12 protein-coding genes are annotated in these 15,658 nt (G+C 67.9%); 5 read left to right on the forward strand and 7 right to left on the reverse strand.

Features of this window, described 5'->3' with window-relative positions; genetic code table 11:
• Positions 1-4 precede the first annotated feature (4 nt).
• The 5 genes from BUE42_RS27135 to BUE42_RS27155 all read left to right on the forward strand — a co-directional run bounded on the left by BUE42_RS27135 (position 5) and on the right by BUE42_RS27155 (position 7,710).
• Entirely contained in the window at positions 5-2,263 is a 2,259-nt protein-coding gene (locus tag BUE42_RS27135) for a putative bifunctional diguanylate cyclase/phosphodiesterase (protein ID WP_073468406.1), read from the forward strand.
• Between the two features lie 50 nt (positions 2,264-2,313).
• Positions 2,314-4,026: a sensor domain-containing diguanylate cyclase gene (locus BUE42_RS27140; protein ID WP_073468407.1), complete on the forward strand. Its 1,713-nt coding sequence runs from the start codon at positions 2,314-2,316 to the stop codon at positions 4,024-4,026.
• A 180-nt stretch (positions 4,027-4,206) separates the two neighbouring features.
• Entirely contained in the window at positions 4,207-5,601 is a 1,395-nt protein-coding gene (locus BUE42_RS27145) for an undecaprenyl-phosphate glucose phosphotransferase (protein WP_083614626.1), read from the forward strand.
• 39 nt (positions 5,602-5,640) lie between these two features.
• Positions 5,641-6,840 carry a porin family protein gene (locus BUE42_RS27150; RefSeq protein WP_143171787.1) on the forward strand — a complete coding sequence of 400 codons (1,200 nt, stop codon included), beginning with the start codon at positions 5,641-5,643 and terminating at the stop codon, positions 6,838-6,840.
• Positions 6,841-7,215: 375 nt separating this feature from the next.
• Positions 7,216-7,710, forward strand: coding sequence for a PEP-CTERM sorting domain-containing protein (locus BUE42_RS27155; protein WP_235002638.1), 495 nt, complete (start codon positions 7,216-7,218; stop codon positions 7,708-7,710).
• A gap of 719 nt (positions 7,711-8,429) precedes the next feature.
• Here the strand turns inward: BUE42_RS27155 and BUE42_RS27160 are convergent.
• Genes BUE42_RS27160 through BUE42_RS27190 form a run of 7 tightly spaced genes read right to left on the reverse strand, consistent with a single transcriptional unit; the run spans position 8,430 to position 15,341 of the window.
• The gene (locus BUE42_RS27160) at positions 8,430-9,521 is read right to left on the reverse strand and encodes a sugar phosphate nucleotidyltransferase (protein WP_200799043.1); all 1,092 of its coding nucleotides are present in this window, start codon (positions 9,519-9,521) and stop codon (positions 8,430-8,432) included.
• 8 nt (positions 9,522-9,529) lie between these two features.
• Entirely contained in the window at positions 9,530-10,078 is a 549-nt protein-coding gene (gene rfbC / locus BUE42_RS27165; protein WP_073468411.1) for a dTDP-4-dehydrorhamnose 3,5-epimerase, read from the reverse strand.
• Positions 10,078-10,959: a glucose-1-phosphate thymidylyltransferase RfbA gene (gene rfbA / locus BUE42_RS27170; RefSeq protein WP_073468412.1), complete on the reverse strand. Its 882-nt coding sequence runs from the start codon at positions 10,957-10,959 to the stop codon at positions 10,078-10,080. Before rfbA ends, rfbC begins: the two co-directional genes overlap by 1 nt.
• Positions 10,960-10,984: 25 nt before the next feature.
• The gene (gene rfbD / locus BUE42_RS27175; RefSeq protein WP_073468413.1) at positions 10,985-11,881 is read right to left on the reverse strand and encodes a dTDP-4-dehydrorhamnose reductase; all 897 of its coding nucleotides are present in this window, start codon (positions 11,879-11,881) and stop codon (positions 10,985-10,987) included.
• The gene (gene rfbB / locus BUE42_RS27180; RefSeq protein WP_073468414.1) at positions 11,878-12,948 is read right to left on the reverse strand and encodes a dTDP-glucose 4,6-dehydratase; all 1,071 of its coding nucleotides are present in this window, start codon (positions 12,946-12,948) and stop codon (positions 11,878-11,880) included. The genes rfbD and rfbB overlap by 4 nt, the downstream gene beginning before the upstream one ends.
• A gap of 13 nt (positions 12,949-12,961) precedes the next feature.
• Positions 12,962-14,416, reverse strand: coding sequence for a mannose-1-phosphate guanylyltransferase/mannose-6-phosphate isomerase (locus BUE42_RS27185; protein ID WP_235002640.1), 1,455 nt, complete (start codon positions 14,414-14,416; stop codon positions 12,962-12,964).
• Positions 14,417-14,462: 46 nt separating this feature from the next.
• The gene (locus BUE42_RS27190) at positions 14,463-15,341 is read right to left on the reverse strand and encodes a 2OG-Fe(II) oxygenase (protein WP_073468423.1); all 879 of its coding nucleotides are present in this window, start codon (positions 15,339-15,341) and stop codon (positions 14,463-14,465) included.
• Positions 15,342-15,658: the final 317 nt, after the last annotated feature.

The following is a 15,658-nucleotide window of genomic DNA, read 5'->3' on the forward strand; positions in this document are numbered from 1 at the left end:
TTCAATGAGCTCCAGCGCGCCGCTGTCCGACGACGATCTGCTCGGCCAGCCGCGTGTGCTGCTGGTCGACGACGACGAGGTCAACCTGCTGCTCACCGCGATCGCGCTGCGCGAGCGCGGGTTCGCGATCACCGAGGCCACCAGCGGCGAGCGGGCGATCCAGATCCTGGCCGACTGGTCGCCCGACGTGCTGGTGCTGGATGCGCTGATGCCCGGGCTCGACGGGTTCGAGACCTGCCGCGAATTGCGCTCGCTGCCCGGCTTCGAGTCGATGCCGGTGCTGATGCTGACCGGGCTGGACGACGACGCGTCGATCACCCGCGCCTACGAGGCCGGTGCCACCGATTTCTTCGTCAAGTCGACGCACTGGAGCCTGCTGGCCGGCCGGCTGCGCTACCTGCTGCGCTCGTCGCGCACCCGCCAGGAACTGGAGCGCAGCAAGTCGAAGCTGGCGCGCGCGCAAGACCTGGCGCGCATGGGCAGCTTCGACTGGCACCGCGGCCATGGCAACCCGCTGTTCTCGGTCGAGGGCCTGCGGGTGTTCGGCCTCGGCCCGGGCGACGCGCCCAGCATGCGGGCGCTGCTGCGCATGGTGCCCACCGAAGAACGCACCGGCTTCGTGACGATCCTGCACGAGGTGATCCGCCACAGCTCGGTGCTCGCCACCGACATCCCGGTCACGCTGCCCGACGCCCGCCAGCGCATCATCCACGTCGAGGCCGAGCCCGAGTTCAACGAGCACGGCAACCTGTCGGGCTACACCGGCATCGTGCAGGACGTGACCGACCGGCGCATGGCCGAGGACAAGATCCGCCACCTGGCCAATTTCGATGCGCTGACCGGGCTGCCGAACCGCCGCCAGCTGATCTGGCGCACCGAGCGCGCGCTCGAGCATGCACGCCGGCTGAACCACCCGGTCGGGCTGTTGCTGATCGACCTCGACCGCTTCAAGGTGATCAACGACACGCTGGGCCATGGCGCCGGCGACGAATTGCTGATGGAGGTGTCGCGCCGGCTGCGCTCGTGCGTGCGCCACTCCGACCAGGTGATGGAGAGCGCCGTCGAGTCGATGGGTTCGCGCTCGCACCGCACGCTCGAGGCCGTCGGCCGGCTCGGTGGCGACGAATTCGTCGCGCTGCTGCCCGAGGTGTCCGACGAATCCGACGCCGAACGGGTCGCCGCGCGCGTGCTCGACGTGATGCGCGAGCCGATCTTCGTCGGCGGCCAGGAATGCTTCGTCACCGCGAGCGTCGGCATCGCGATGTTCCCGCGCGACGGCCAGACGGTGGCCGACCTGATGCGCAACTCCGACGTGGCCATGTACTCGGTGAAGGCGCAGGGCCGCAATGCCGCGCTGCTGTACCGCCCGGCGCTGGCCGGCAAGGGTCGCGAGAAGCTCGAGCTCGAGAGCGCGCTGCACAAGGCCATCGAGCGCAACGAGCTGGTGCTGCACTACCAGCCGAAGGTCGACGTGCGCGGCGCGCGCATGGTGGGCGCCGAGGCGCTGATGCGCTGGCAGCGCGGCGGCGTGCTGGTGCCGCCGGGCGATTTCATCCCGCTGGCCGAGGAGACCGGCCTGATCATTCCGCTCAGCGAATGGGCGATCCGCGAGGCGGCGCGCCAGGCCCGGATCTGGCAGGACAGCTTCGGCTTCGCCGACTCGATCGCGGTCAACCTGCCGAACCGCTTGTTCGAGCGCACCGACCTGGTCGAACACATCCACCAGGCCGTCACCGCCTATGGCGTGCCGCACCATGCGATCGAACTCGAGATCACCGAGACGGGCCTGATGAAGGACCTGCAGAACGTGATCCCGACGCTGCACCGGCTCAACGAGATCGGCGTCGAGATCTCGATCGACGACTTCGGCACCGGCTACTCGTCGCTCGCCTACCTGACCACGCTGCCGATCAGCGAGCTGAAGATCGACCGATCCTTCGTGCGCGACCTCGGCATGACGCCGCAGAGCTCGGCGGTGGTCACCGCGATCATCGCGCTGGCCCGCTCGCTGGGCCTGCGGGTGGTGGCCGAAGGCGTCGAGAACATGCGCCAGATGGAAGTGCTGCACCGGCTGGGCTGCGGAATGATGCAGGGCTTCCTGTTCAGCAAGGCGCTGGCGCCCGAGGCGCTCGACCAGTGGCTGCAGCAGACGGTGCTGCCGCGCAAGGCGCCGTGGATCGTCGATGCCGGCGATGGCGACGACATCAGCGATTCGCTGCGGGCCGGCCTGGAGCCGCGCCCCAATCGCTACACGCCCAAATGACCGGGCACGGGTTCCGTGCCGTCCCCTTTCTTTTTGCCCTGACCTGATCGATGGACACCAAACCCCAGGCGCCGCAGACGCCTGCCGTGCTGGCCAAGGCCGCGCTGCGCCGCCTCGTGGTCGACAAGCTGGAGCCGACGCCCGAGAACTACGCTCGCGCCTACCAGCTCGAATCGGGCATCCAGCCGAGCTCGCCGCGTGCGCAAGCTGCCGCGGCGCCCCCATCCTCCACCGACAACGCGGCCCAGGCGGCCGCGCTGGCCGGGCTGATCGAACGCATCGCCCGCGGCACCGAGCGTGGCGGACGCAACTGGACCGCCGCGCGCAAGAAAGAAAGCCTGCAGCGCGTGCTGTCCAGCAGCCGCAGCGACGTGCAGCGGCTGCAGCAGCGGCTCGGGCAGCTGGTGGGCAGCTGGGAGAGCGACACGCTCGACGACATGGTCGAGGCCGATGACAGCCTGACGCAACCGGCGCCGCTCGATGCGTTGCCGCTGCCGGCCGCATCTTCCGCATCGGCATCGGTGTCGACATCAGCGCCGGCCATCGACACCGCAGGCAGCGACCCGGCCTTCCCGCTGTGGCGGCGCGTCGCCGAGGGCCTGAGCGGCACGGTGCAGCTCGCGCTGCCACCGCCGCCGGCACCGAGCGCCGACCTGTCGCGCCAGTTGACCGAGCTGCTCGCCCGCCTCGAAGAGCCCGGCCCGGTACCGCTGCAGGCCGACGAGTTCGACGCGCTGTGCGACCGCGCGCGCCGCATGCTGCAGCACCGCCATCACTTCGTCGACCAGCTGGGCGGGCTGTGCCAGGAGCTCACCGCGAGCCTGGCCGAGCTGGCCGAGGACGACAGCTGGGCGCGCGGCCAGGTCGACGCGATGAAGCTGCAGATCGACGGCGGGCTCACCGCGCGCAGCGTGCGTTCGGTCAGCGAGCTGCTGGGCCACACCCGCGAGCGCCAGCAGCAGCTGCGCGAAGACCGGGCGCGGGCCCGCGATGCGCTGAAGCTGCTGATCAACCGCATGCTCAGCGAGCTGGGCGAGCTGGGCCAGCACACCGGGCGTTTCCACGAGAGCGTCGGCCGCTATGCCGACACCATCGAGAAGGCCGATTCGCTCGAGAGCCTGGCCGGCGTCGTGCGCGAGATGGTCGAAGAGAGCCGCACCGTGCAGTCGCTGGTCAGCCAGGCGCAGGGCCGGCTCGAGTCGGAGCATGCGAAGGCGGTCGGGCTGTCCGAGCGCGTCGCCGAACTCGAGGGCGAGCTGCGCCGCCTGTCGGAAGAGGTGTCGACCGACCAGTTGACGCAGATCGCCAACCGGCGCGGCCTGATGCAGGCCTTCGATGCCGAGCGGGCGCGCATGGAGCGCGGCCAGACCGAGCTGTCGATCGGGCTGCTGGACGTCGACAACTTCAAGCGCCTGAACGACGAGCTCGGCCATGCCGCCGGCGACACCGCGCTCAAGTCGCTGGCCGAGGTGGTCAGCAAGGCGTTGCGCCCGACCGACCTGGTCGCGCGCTACGGCGGCGAGGAGTTCGTCGTGCTGCTGCCCGACACCCCGGTGCAGGAAGGCGAGCAGATCCTGACCCGTTTGCAGCGCTCGCTGTCCGGCGGGCTGTTCATGCACGAAGAGCGGCAGGTGTTCGTCACCTTCTCGGCCGGCGTCACGCTGTACCGGCAGGGCGAGCCGATCGAGGCCGCGCTCGAACGCGCCGACGAAGCGCTCTACGAAGCGAAGCGAACCGGTAAGAACCGGACCTGTGTCGGATAAAAGCCTGTCGAATCTACCGATCGCTTGTGTCCAACGGTGACGTGGAGCGGGCTTTCTGACAGGTGAGGCGCCCGTGTTCACCCTCTGGCGCCGGAAGAGAAATTCAGTTACAGGGGCGTGTGGTGCTGGCACGCCTCGTGCGTGAGAGGTCCGTGACATTTTCAACGGACTCCTTCCCCCATGTTCGAAGAACGCAGCCATAGGCAGTTGTTCCTCGGTGCACCGCCCTCGGTGACGTCCTTCATCGCCGCGGTGATGGAGCCGTTGCTGACCGTGCTGTGCTATCTCGCCGTCAGCAGCGCGTTCAACGAGCCGGTCGAACGGCCGGCGCTGACGCTGTGCATGCTGGTGCTGGTGCTCAGCTTCCCTGGCGTCAACCGCTTCAAGGACCGCAGCCTCAACGCGGCGATCGACATCCTCAGCGCGTGGATCGCCTTGCTCGGCATCCTGCTGCTGTGCGGCTATGCGACCGACAGCCTGAAATTCTTCGAGTGGCGCGTGTTGGCCTGGTGGGCCGGGCTGACGCCGGTCGTGCAATGGGTCGCCGTGCGCCTCGGCAAGGAAGCGCTGCGCCGCCTGGCGTTGCGGCCGGAGTACCGCCGCAATGCGGTGGTGGTTGGGGCCGGGCCGCTGGGGGCGAAGGTGCTGGAGTCGCTGAAGGCGCGGCGCTCGTTCGGACAGGACTTCGTCGGCTTCTTCGAAGACCGGTCGCCGGACCGCCTGCACCCCGATGCCCGCGAGCATGTGAAGGGCCGTTTCGAGGACCTCGCCGAATGGGTGCGCCGCAACGGCGTGCGCGATGTCTACATCACGCTGCCGCTGACCTCGCAGCCGCGCATCGTGAACCTGCTGGCCTCGCTGCAGGACACCACCGCGTCGGTGTATTACGCGCCGGACGTGTTCGGCGTCAGCGTGATCCAGGGGCGCCTGCAGGACATGGCCGGCCTGCCGGTGGTGAGCCTGCTGGAGTCGCCGTTCACCGGCACCAACGATCTGGTCAAGCGCTTCAGCGACATCGTGATCGCGTCGCTGATCCTGCTGCTGATCTCGCCGGTGATGCTGGCGCTCGCGATCGGCGTGAAGCTGAGCTCGCCCGGGCCGGTGATCTTCCGCCAGAAGCGCAACGGGCTCGATGGCGAAGAGATCGAGGTCTACAAGTTCCGCTCGATGACGACGCAGGACAACGGCGCGGTGGTCAAGCAGGCGACGCGCGGCGATGCGCGCATCACGCCGTTCGGTGCGTTCATCCGCAAGACGTCGCTGGACGAGTTGCCGCAGCTGATCAACGTGCTGCAGGGCCGCATGAGCATCGTCGGGCCGCGCCCGCATGCGGTGGCGCACAACGAGCAGTACCGCAAGATGATCCAGGCCTACATGGTGCGCCACAAGGTGCGGCCGGGCATCACCGGCTGGGCGCAGGTGAACGGCTTCCGGGGCGAGACCGACACGCTGGACAAGATGGCCGCGCGCGTCGAGTACGACCTCGAGTACCTGCGCAACTGGTCGATCGGGCTGGACCTGATGATCATCGTGCGCACCGTGCGGCTGGTGCTGTTCGACCGCAATGCATATTGATGGACTTGCATGAATCGCAGTAACGCTCTTTCTCCCGTGGTGGCATTGGTTCTGGCGGGCGGCACCGCGACGGCTTTCGCCGGTGACGAATCCGACCCGTACGTGTTCGGCTTCAGCCAGGCGGTCTCGGCCGAGAACAACCTGTTCCGCGTGCCCGACGGCGAGGTGAGGTCGCGCGACGCGATCTCGTCGACCGGGCTGCGGGCCGCGATCGACCAGCCGTTCGGCCGGCAGCATTTCACCGCCGGGCTCGAGGCCAACGTCAACCGCTACAAGAACAACACGCAGCTGAACAACACCGACCACCGGCTGTCGGCGCGGCTCGACTGGTCGACCATCGAGCGGGTGTCGGGCGAGTTGACGGCCGAGCAGCGCAGCAGCCTGTACCGCTACGACCTCGACAGCCAGAACCGCTTCACCGGCAAGAACCAGCTGCGCACGACGGGCGCCGGGCTGCAGGTGCGCGTGGGCGTCGTCACCGCGTGGACGCTGGAGGGCGGCTGGGCCGGCAACCAGAGCCGCTATTCGGCCGACGAGTTCAGCAACCGCGACGTGCGCCAGCAGACGGTGAATGCCGGCGTGCGCTGGGCCGATGCCGATGCGCTGAGCGTGCGCGTCGGCGGCCGGCACACCGAAGGGCGATTTCCGAACTTCGGCATCGAGCCCGACGAGTTCCGCCGCAACGACGTCGACCTCAGCCTGCTGGCGAAGCCGAACGGCCTGAGCACGCTGAACGCGCGCGTCAGCGTGACGCGCGAGACCCACTCGGTGCAGTCGCAGCGCGACGAGAACACCTGGACCGGCGCGCTGGGCTGGAACTGGCAGGCCACCGGCAAGCTGAACTTCGACACCCAGCTGTCGCGCGACAGCAGCGTGGGCAGCAGCACCTTCGGCACCGCGCTCAACGAGATCGATTCGAGCGACACGCGGGTCAGCCACAGCCTGCAGCTGAAGGCCCGCTGGGACGCGACCGCGAAGATCCAGCTGACGGCGCAGGGCGGCTACACGCGCCGCAAGCTCGACAACGCCTTCATCGTCAACGGCGTGACTGCGCCGGCCGAGGGCGAGGACAGGACCGCCACCTACGGCCTCGGCATCGCGTGGCAACCGCTGCGCAGCCTGCAGTTCGCCTGCAACGTCGCCCGCGAGCACCGCCAGATCGTCGGCGACAACATCACGATCACCTACCCCTACAGCGCGACCAGCGCGAGCTGCTCGGGCCAGGTCAGCATCCGCTGAGCCGACGCCTTGTCGGATGGCAGGGCGCGCAGCGTGCCGCGCCCTGAATGCATGCTGCGTCGCACCATGGGTGGGAGTTTCGCCCAGGCATGGACCATGCTGATGTGTCCATTTGAAGGCAGTTTGCAGCTTCTTGCAGGCAGTAACGAAGAGATACAGGATGAGAATCGGCAAGCTTGGCGTGCCGATTGGTAGTTGCTGCAGCAAATTCGGCTTCTTTTGCAAGGCGAAGACGGGTTTGCCGTGTCGCTGTTCGGGCACGCAAGCTGCCTTATGCCCCGTGCGCCTCGATCAACCCCCTCAAACTGGGGATGGGACCTGAAAGTGGCGTGTGTCTTGCATAGGGGAAAGCACCTAATCACCAGGAGGTATTCAATGAAGAAGTTCCTTGTTTCACTGGCCCTTACCGCGATGACCTTCGCGACCGGGTCGGCATTCGCCAGCAGCGAGAGCTGCGACGATCCGCTGAAGAGCAAGCTGGGTCAAAGCTTCTGCTATGAGGTCTTCGACAACCTCGCGCCGGGGATGTACAACGTCAGCTTCGAATATGAAGCGTCGAAGACGGGTGGTCCGCTGGACCGCACGCTCGACTTCGCTTTCCTGTTCGACAGCCAGAAGGGTCCGGGCACGTTCGACCAGCTGTCCGACTCGACGAAGACGACCGGCTGGAACACGTACTCGTTCGTGACGAAGGCAGGCGGCGACAGCTTCCTGATCTTCGCGCTGCTGGGCGTGTACCCGCAGAAGTTCAGCTTGGCGCTGCAGAACATCACCGTCACGGCCGTTCCGGAGCCGGCGACGTACGCGATGCTGCTGGCCGGCCTGGGCGCGATCGTGTTCGTGTCGCGCCGCCGTCGTCCGCAAGAGTGAGTTTCGGCCTCGCCTGAGGCCGCTTCGAAAGGCCCCGCAGCGCAAACTGCGGGGCCTTTCTGTTTGTGGTGTTGCTGCTTGCGCGCAAAGGCGCGGGTGGGGAGGCTGTGGCTCGCCGGCCGGTGCGGTCTTCGCCCCTCGCGGGGCGAAGACTCCCCTCCGCTGGCTGGTTTCATGGCCCGTCGCCCAAACTCCCTCCACTCACTTCGTTCGTTGTGGTCAAACAGTGGGCGACAGTCAGTGCACGAAGCGTGCTGCGCACGCGGGCCATGAAGCCAGCCAGCTCCGGCGCCCCGTCCCTATTGGCGCTCCACAGCCTCCCCACCCGCGCCTTTGCGAACACCGCCGTGCTGTGTTTGGGGGAAAAGATTGAAGTGACCGACGAAGCGCGCGAGCGCTCGCATGCTCGTCGGTCACTTCAATCTTTTCCCCCAAACAAAAGCGGCTGGTGGTTAGCGGCGCGGGGGGTGAGGGGATGGGCTGGGGGCGATTTCTGAGGCGACGAAGAAGCTCGGGTCCGTGGGTGGCGCGCGCCAGCGCGCTTCGTGGACTGACTCATCGCCACTGTTTGACCACAACGAACGAAGTGAGTGGAGGGAGTTTGGCGATGCACCCACGGATCCGAGCTTCTTCGTGGAGTCGGCCCCCGGGCCGACCGCCTCGGCATGAGCCCCCAGCCCATCCCCTCACCCCCCGCGCCGCGCCGCGCCGAGCCAGACTCAGGCCCGTGCGTCAGACCAGCGCAACGTGCACTCTTCGTCGCCCTGGTAGAAGGTCTTGCCCTTGCGATCCACGCAATACAACGGCGCGACGATCATGTCGCTGAAGGTCTGGCCTTCGCCAATGCGGGTGTACTCGAACAGCACGCTGTGCGCGAGCGTCGAGTTGCGGCGCAGGTGGCTGCCGGTGCCGATCCACGTCGGCCCCTGGATCGTCACCCCCGGCTCGATCTCCACGCCCGAGCCGATGTACACCGGCCCGTTGATCGTCACCTCGTCCCAGGGCACCCGCGTGTTCAGCCCCACCCACACGCCCGGCCGCACCTCGCGCCCCGGCATGTCCATCTGCGCCACCTCGCCGCGCAGCACCCGCTGCAGCACGCTCCAGTAGTCGCTGACGCGCCCGATGTCGATCCAGTTGAAGAAGCGGCTCTGCGCGTAGAACGGCAGCTTGCGCTCCACCATCAGCGGGAACAGCTGGCTGCCGATGTCGAACACCGTGTTGCTCGGCACCAGGTCGAGCACCGACGGCTCGAAGATGTAGATGCCGGTCGACGCCAGCGTGCTGTGCGCCTCGTCCGGCTTCGGCTTCTCCTGGAACGACTCGACGTGGCCGTTCTTGTCGCATTTCACGATGCCGTAGTTCTGCACCTCGCTGCGCGGCACGTCCAGCGTCACCACGCTCGCGATCGCCCCCTTGCTGCGGTGCTCGAACAGCGCCGCGCCGAAGTCCAGGTCGATCAGCGCATCGCCGCACAGCACGATGGTTGTCTCGTCGAAGAAGCCCGAGAAGTCCTGGATCTTCTTCATGCCGCCCGCCGACCCGCACGGCTTCGGCACGATCTCGCCATGCTCGCGCGCGCCTTCGTACGAATAGCCGATCTCGACGCCCCAGCGGTGGCCGTCGCCGAAATGGCTCTCGATCTTCCAGTGGTTGAACGCGACGTTCACCATGATCTGCCGCACGCCGTAGCGCGCCAGGTGCTCGATCAGGTACTCCATCACCGGCTTGCCGAGGATCGGCACCATCGGCTTCGGCAGGTCGCGCGTCAGCGGACGCACGCGCGTGCCCTGGCCGGCCGCGAGGATCATCGCCTTCGTCATTCGAGCCTCGCCTTCTGCAGCGGCAGCGCCGCCGCATCCTTGGCCGACAGCTGCGGCGCGCCACCCACGTCGGGCCAGGCAATCCCGAGTTCGGGATCGTCCCAGCGCACGCAACCCTCGGCCTGCGGCGCGTAGTAGTCGGTCGTCTTGTAGAGGAAGTCGGCCGTCTCGGTCAGCACCAGGAAGCCGTGCGCCAGGCCCGGCGGGATCCACATCTGGCGGTTGTTCTCGGCGCTCAGCTCCATGCCCACCCAGCGGCCGAAGCTCGGGCTCGCGCGGCGGATGTCGACCGCGACGTCGAACACCGCGCCGCTCGTCACCCGCACCAGCTTGCCCTGGGCATGCGGCGCGTACTGGAAGTGCAGCCCGCGCAACACGCCTCGCGCCGAGCGCGAATGGTTGTCCTGCACGAAAACCAGCTCGCGCCCGACTGCCTCGGCGAACACGCGGCCGTTGTAGCTTTCCATGAAGAAGCCGCGCGCATCGCCGAACACCTTCGGTTCGAACGCCAGCACGTCGGCGATCTCGGTCTGGATGACTTTCATCAGAACACCTTGTCGTGCATCAGTTGCAGCAGGTATTGCCCGTAGCCGCTCTTGGCCAGCGGCTTGGCCAGCGCTTCCAGCTGCGCCGACGTGATCCAGCCCTTGCGCCAGCAGATCTCTTCGGGGCAGCAGGCCTTCAGCCCCTGGCGCTTCTCGAGCGTCTGGATGAAGGCGCTCGCCTCCAGCAGCGAGTCATGCGTGCCGGTGTCGAGCCAGGCATCGCCGCGCCCGAAGATCTGCACTTCGAGCGTGCCGGCCTCGAGGTAGAGCCGGTTCAGGTCGGTGATCTCCAGCTCGCCGCGCGGGCTGGGCTTCAGGCTCTTCGCATACGGTACAACCTTGTCGTCGTAGAAGTACAGGCCGGTCACCGCATAGCGGCTCTTCGGCTGCTTCGGCTTCTCTTCGAGGCTGATCGCCTGCGCCTGGTCATTGAACTCGACCACGCCATAGCGCTCCGGGTCGGTCACCGGGTAGGCGAACACCGTCGCCCCGCTGGTGCGCGTGGCCGCATCGGTGAGCCGGGTGCCCAAGTCATGGCCGTAGAAGATGTTGTCGCCCAGCACCAGCGCGCTCGGCGCGCCGGCCAGGAACTGCTCGCCGATCAGGAAGGCCTGCGCCAGGCCGTCCGGGCTCGGTTGCACCGCGTAGCTGAGGTCGAGTCCCCACTGCTTGCCGTCGCCCAGCAGTTGCTGGAAGCGCGGCGTGTCCTGCGGCGTGCTGATGATCAGGATCTCGCGGATGCCGGCCAGCAGCAGCGCGCTGAGCGGGTAGTAGATCATCGGCTTGTCGTACACCGGGATCAGCTGCTTGCTCAGCGCGAGCGTCGCCGGATGCAAGCGGGTGCCGGATCCTCCAGCGAGGATGATGCCTTTGCGGTTCATGTGTTCTCCCAAACGAATGTGATCTTCAGCCCAGCACTTCGGTGAGCATGCGCTCGACGCCGGCCTGCCAGGTCGGCATGCGCAGCCCGAAGGCCTGGTTCAGCTTGTCGCACGACAGCCGCGAATTCAGCGGCCGCTTCGCCGGCGTCGGGAACGAGGTGGTCGGCACCGGCTCGATCGCCTCGGGCGCCACCTTGATCGCGTGGCCGCGTGCGCGCGCCCATTCGATGACGAAGCGCGCGTAGCCGTGCCAGCTGGTCTCGCCGGCGGCCACCGCGTGGTAGGTGCCGGCCAGCTTCGCATCGGCGATCGCGGCGCGCAGCGCATGCACGCTGACGTCGGCCAGCAGGTCGGCCCCGGTCGGTGCGCCGACCTGGTCGTCGATCACCGTCAGGCGCTCGCGTTCGCCGGCGAGCCGCAGCATCGTGCGCGCGAAGTTGCCACCGCGGGCCGCATAGACCCAGCTGGTGCGCAGGATCAGGTGCTTGCAGCCGCTGCCGCGGATCAGCTCCTCGGCCTCGAGCTTGGTCTGGCCGTACACGCTGAGCGGGCCGGTCGGCGCGTCTTCGCGGCGCGGCGTGTTGCCGCTGCCGTCGAACACGTAGTCGGTGCTGTAGTGCAGCAGCCAAGCGCCGAGCGCGGCCGCCTCGCGCGCCAGTACGCCGGGGCCGGTCGCGTTGATCGCGCGTGCCAGCGTCGGCTCGCTCTCGGCCTTGTCGACCGCGGTGTGGGCCGCGGCATTGACGATCACGTCCGGGTTGACCGCACGCACCGTCGCGGCCAGCGTGTCGGGCTTCGAGAAATCGGCCTTCAGCGCGCCGGGCGTGTCGAAGTCGAGCGCGGTCAGCTCGCCCAGCGGCGCCAGCGCCCGCTGCAGCTCCCAGCCGACCTGGCCGCCCTTGCCGAGCAGGAGGATCTTCATGCCGCAGCCGCCTCGCCGTAGTTCTTCGCGACCCAGTCGCGGTAGCCGCCGCTCTGCACGTTGGCGACCCAGCCGGCGTTGTCGAGGTACCACTGCACCGTCTTGCGGATGCCGGTGTCGAAGGTCTCCGCCGGGCGCCAGCCGAGCTCGCGCTCGACCTTGCGCGCATCGATCGCATAGCGGCGGTCGTGGCCGGGCCGGTCCTTCACGTAGGTGATCAGGCGCGTGTACGAACCGGCGGCATCGGGCTTCAGTTCGTCGAGCAGCGCGCAGATCGTGTGGACGATCTCCAGGTTGGTCTTCTCGTTCCAGCCGCCGATGTTGTAGGTCTCGCCGACGCGGCCGCCGGCCAGCACCGCGCGGATCGCGCTCGCGTGGTCGCGCACGTACAGCCAGTCGCGCACGTTCTGGCCGTCGCCGTAGATCGGCAGCGCCTTGCCCGCGAGCGCGTTGACGATCATCAGCGGGATCAGCTTCTCGGGGAAGTGATAAGGCCCGTAGTTGTTGCTGCAGTTCGTGGTGACGACCGGCAGGCCGTACGTGTGGTGCCAGGCGCGCACCAGGTGGTCGCTGGCCGCCTTGCTGGCCGAGTACGGGCTGTTCGGCTCGAAGCCCTTGGTCTCGGCGAAGGCCGGGTCGGTCGGCGACAGCGAGCCGTAGACCTCGTCGGTGCTGACGTGGTGGAAGCGGAACGCGGCCTTCGCGTCGCCTTCGAGCGTGCTCCACAACCCGCGTGCGGCTTCGAGCAGCGTGAAGCTGCCGTCGATGTTGGTGCGCATGAACGCGCCGGGGCCGTGGATGCTGCGGTCGACATGACTCTCGGCCGCGAAGTGCACGATCGCGCGCGGCTGGTGCCGGGCGAGCGTCGCGTCGACCAGCGCGCGGTCGCAGATGTCGCCCTTCACGAACACGTGGCGCGCATCGCCGTCCAGCGACGCGAGGTTCTCGAGGTTGCCGGCATAGGTCAGCGCATCGAGGTTGACGACGGTCTCGTCGCTGTGCGCCAGCCAGTCCAGCACGAAGTTGCTGCCGATGAAGCCGGCGCCGCCGGTCACGAGGATGGTCATGAAAGGATCCCTGTTATTTGGTGCGGCCGTAGGTGTCCTCGAAGCGGACGATGTCGTCCTCGCCGAGGTACGAGCCCGATTGGACTTCGATGATTTCCAGCGGCACCTTGCCCGGGTTCGCGAGCCGGTGCGTCTGGCCGAGCGGGATGTAGGTGCTCTGGTTCTCGCTGAGGATCATCACCTTGTCGCCGTTGGTGATCTCGGCGGTGCCGCAGACGACGATCCAGTGTTCGGCGCGGTGGTGGTGCATCTGCAGGCTCAGCGAGGCGCCCGGGTTGACCAGGATGCGCTTGACCTGGAAGCGCGCGCCGGAATCGATGCTGTCGTACCAGCCCCAGGGACGGTGCACCTTGCGGTGCAGCGTGTGCTCGCCGCGGCCGCGCGCGCCGAGTTCAGTGACGATCTTCTTGACCTCCTGGCTGCGCGAGCGGTCGCTGACCATCACCGCATCGGCCGTCTCGACGACGACCACGTCGCTCAGCCCGACCACGCTGACCAGCCGGCTGGTGGCATGCACCAGCGTGTTGTCGCTGTCCTGCAGCAGCACGTCGCCGACGCTGGCATTGCCGCGCGCATCCTTGTCGGCCACCTGCCAGACCGCGTCCCAGGCGCCGAGGTCGTTCCAGCCGGCGTCCAGCGCCACCATGCGGATGTCGAAGGCGCTGCCGGGGCAGCGTTCCATCACCGCGTAGTCGACCGATTCGGACGGCACCGCAGCGAACTCGGCCTTGCCGGGGCGGATGAACTTGGCGTCGCTGGCGCGGGCGGCCCACGAGGCGCGGGTGGCGGCGGCGATGTCGGGGCGGAAGTGATCGAGTGCAGCCAGCCACACCGAGGCCTTCAGCACGAACATGCCGCTGTTCCACAGGTACTGGCCTTCGCGCAGGTAGTGCTCGGCGGTGGCGAGGTCGGGCTTCTCGACGAACTGCGCGACCTTCGCGTCGGGCGTGCTGCGGATGTAGCCGTAGCCGGTCTCGGGGCGGTCGGGCGTGATGCCGAGGATCACGATCGCGCCATCGGCGGCGGCGCGCACCGCCCGCTGCAGCGCGGCGGTGAAGGCGGCGGGCCGGGTGACGGTCTGGTCGGACGGCGTCACGACGAGGATCGGGTCCTGCCCGTTCTCGACCGCGGCGAGTGCGGCGAGCGTCATCGCCGGCGCGGTGTTGCGGCCTTGAGGCTCGAGCACGACGGCGGCGGGCTCGACGTGCTGGTCGCGCAGCTGGTCGAGCACCAGGAAGCGGTGTTCCTCGTTGCCGATGATCAGCGGGGCCTGCACCGCGATGTCGGCGGCGCCGAGGCTGGCGACGCGCTGCACCGCCTGCTGGAACAGGCTCTGGTTGCCCGACAGCACGAGGAACTGCTTCGGGAAGCCGGCGCGCGACAGCGGCCACAGCCGCGTGCCGCTGCCACCGGCCATGATGACGGGGAGGACGGACAGCGTGGTCGGCGGGGTGGTGGGCGTGGACATGGCGGTTTCGTTCCGGAGGTCTTGTTGTGGGGGCGAGGGGGATGAATTATCGGCGTGCCAGCCGCTTGATCGCCGAGACGACGATCGGCGGCAGGATCTGCTTGAGCACCTGCTTGCTGCGGTCGCTGCGGCTCGCGAACAGGTAGGTGGACAGCATGGCTTCGCGCCGGTCTTCGCGCGCGAAGCGGTTGGCGTAGTAGTAGGCCGCGATGGAACGACGCGTGACGCCTTCCGGCACCGCGAGCGGCTTCGAATGGCCGTGGTAGTGGGTGCGCCCGTGGCTCATCAGGATCGAACGGCCGAACTCGGGCTCGACGGTGCTGACGCACTGCTTGCGGCCGGCGTCCCACAGCTCGAGCGCGCCATGCCACGGCGGCTGCCAGTCCTTGTTGAGGTAGGTGATGAACACCATCTCGTTGTTCAGCGCGGTGCGCGGGTGGCGGTCGAAGTCGGCGTGGATGCCGAACGAGCCGCCGGACAGCGTCTCGTGCAGGCCGCCGCCGAACAGGTGGGCATCGCTGACCAGGTCGGCCACGCCGCTGATGTGCGACAGCGCATGCAGGAAGAAGCTCGAGCCGATCGTCCAGAAATAGAGTTGGCTGGCCGGCCCCATGCGGGCCCCGACGCGCGAGCGTTCGACACGCGCGTAGGCATTGGTCTGCGTGCTCCAGTTGTCGCGCGGCAGCACCTCGAACTCTTCGCGCACGAGTTCCAGCAGGCGGGGGTTGAACCAGTCCTGCACGACCAGGTGGGGGTAAGGGGTGGCCGACTGCATGCGGGATCGCAACTCGTCGAGGTGCGCGATGTCGGCGAGGCGCGGCTCGATCAATTCATCGAGCGACAGGCGCACGCCGCGGATCGTGATGAAGGCGGAATCGTCGATGAGTGCCTTGGCAACTTCGACCTCGACAGGCAGGGACATCATGGCTTCGCTCTCGTGCGCCGTGGGCAACGAGCGATCGTAAGCAAGGGCAGGGCCGGTGGAGAGGGGGCCCCCCCTGAATGGGCGATGTCTGCTTGTGAGCAGCTGTTGGGTCTCGTTCGACTGTCGGTGCGTCGCGGTGGGTGAGGGGATGGGCTGGGGGCTCATGCTGGAGCGGTCCGCGCCCCCCACCGGGGGGCGCGGACTCCACGAAGAAGATCGGCTTTGGGGATGCATCGGCAAACTCCCTCCACTCACTTCGTTCGTTGTGGTCAAACAGTGCCGATGAGTCAGTCCACGAAGTGCGCTGGCGCGCACCA

Origin of the sequence: Rhizobacter sp. OV335, from assembly GCF_900142965.1 — a bacterium.
Lineage (GTDB): Bacteria > Pseudomonadota > Gammaproteobacteria > Burkholderiales > Burkholderiaceae_C > Rhizobacter.

What these genes read in the sequence shown, in the direction of transcription:
- rfbC (WP_073468411.1), bottom strand. Translation starts at nt 10,078, where the DNA reads ATGAAAGTCATCCAGACCGAGATCGCCGACGTGCTGGCGTTCGAACCG.
- rfbB (WP_073468414.1), bottom strand. Translation starts at nt 12,948, where the DNA reads ATGACCATCCTCGTGACCGGCGGCGCCGGCTTCATCGGCAGCAACTTC.
- BUE42_RS27190 (WP_073468423.1), bottom strand. Translation starts at nt 15,341, where the DNA reads ATGATGTCCCTGCCTGTCGAGGTCGAAGTTGCCAAGGCACTCATCGAC.
- BUE42_RS27155 (WP_235002638.1), top strand. Translation starts at nt 7,216, where the DNA reads ATGAAGAAGTTCCTTGTTTCACTGGCCCTTACCGCGATGACCTTCGCG.
- BUE42_RS27185 (WP_235002640.1), bottom strand. Translation starts at nt 14,416, where the DNA reads ATGTCCACGCCCACCACCCCGCCGACCACGCTGTCCGTCCTCCCCGTC.
- rfbA (WP_073468412.1), bottom strand. Translation starts at nt 10,959, where the DNA reads ATGAACCGCAAAGGCATCATCCTCGCTGGAGGATCCGGCACCCGCTTG.
- BUE42_RS27135 (WP_073468406.1), top strand. Translation starts at nt 5, where the DNA reads ATGAGCTCCAGCGCGCCGCTGTCCGACGACGATCTGCTCGGCCAGCCG.
- BUE42_RS27160 (WP_200799043.1), bottom strand. Translation starts at nt 9,521, where the DNA reads ATGATCCTCGCGGCCGGCCAGGGCACGCGCGTGCGTCCGCTGACGCGC.
- BUE42_RS27145 (WP_083614626.1), top strand. Translation starts at nt 4,207, where the DNA reads ATGTTCGAAGAACGCAGCCATAGGCAGTTGTTCCTCGGTGCACCGCCC.
- rfbD (WP_073468413.1), bottom strand. Translation starts at nt 11,881, where the DNA reads ATGAAGATCCTCCTGCTCGGCAAGGGCGGCCAGGTCGGCTGGGAGCTG.
- BUE42_RS27140 (WP_073468407.1), top strand. Translation starts at nt 2,314, where the DNA reads ATGGACACCAAACCCCAGGCGCCGCAGACGCCTGCCGTGCTGGCCAAG.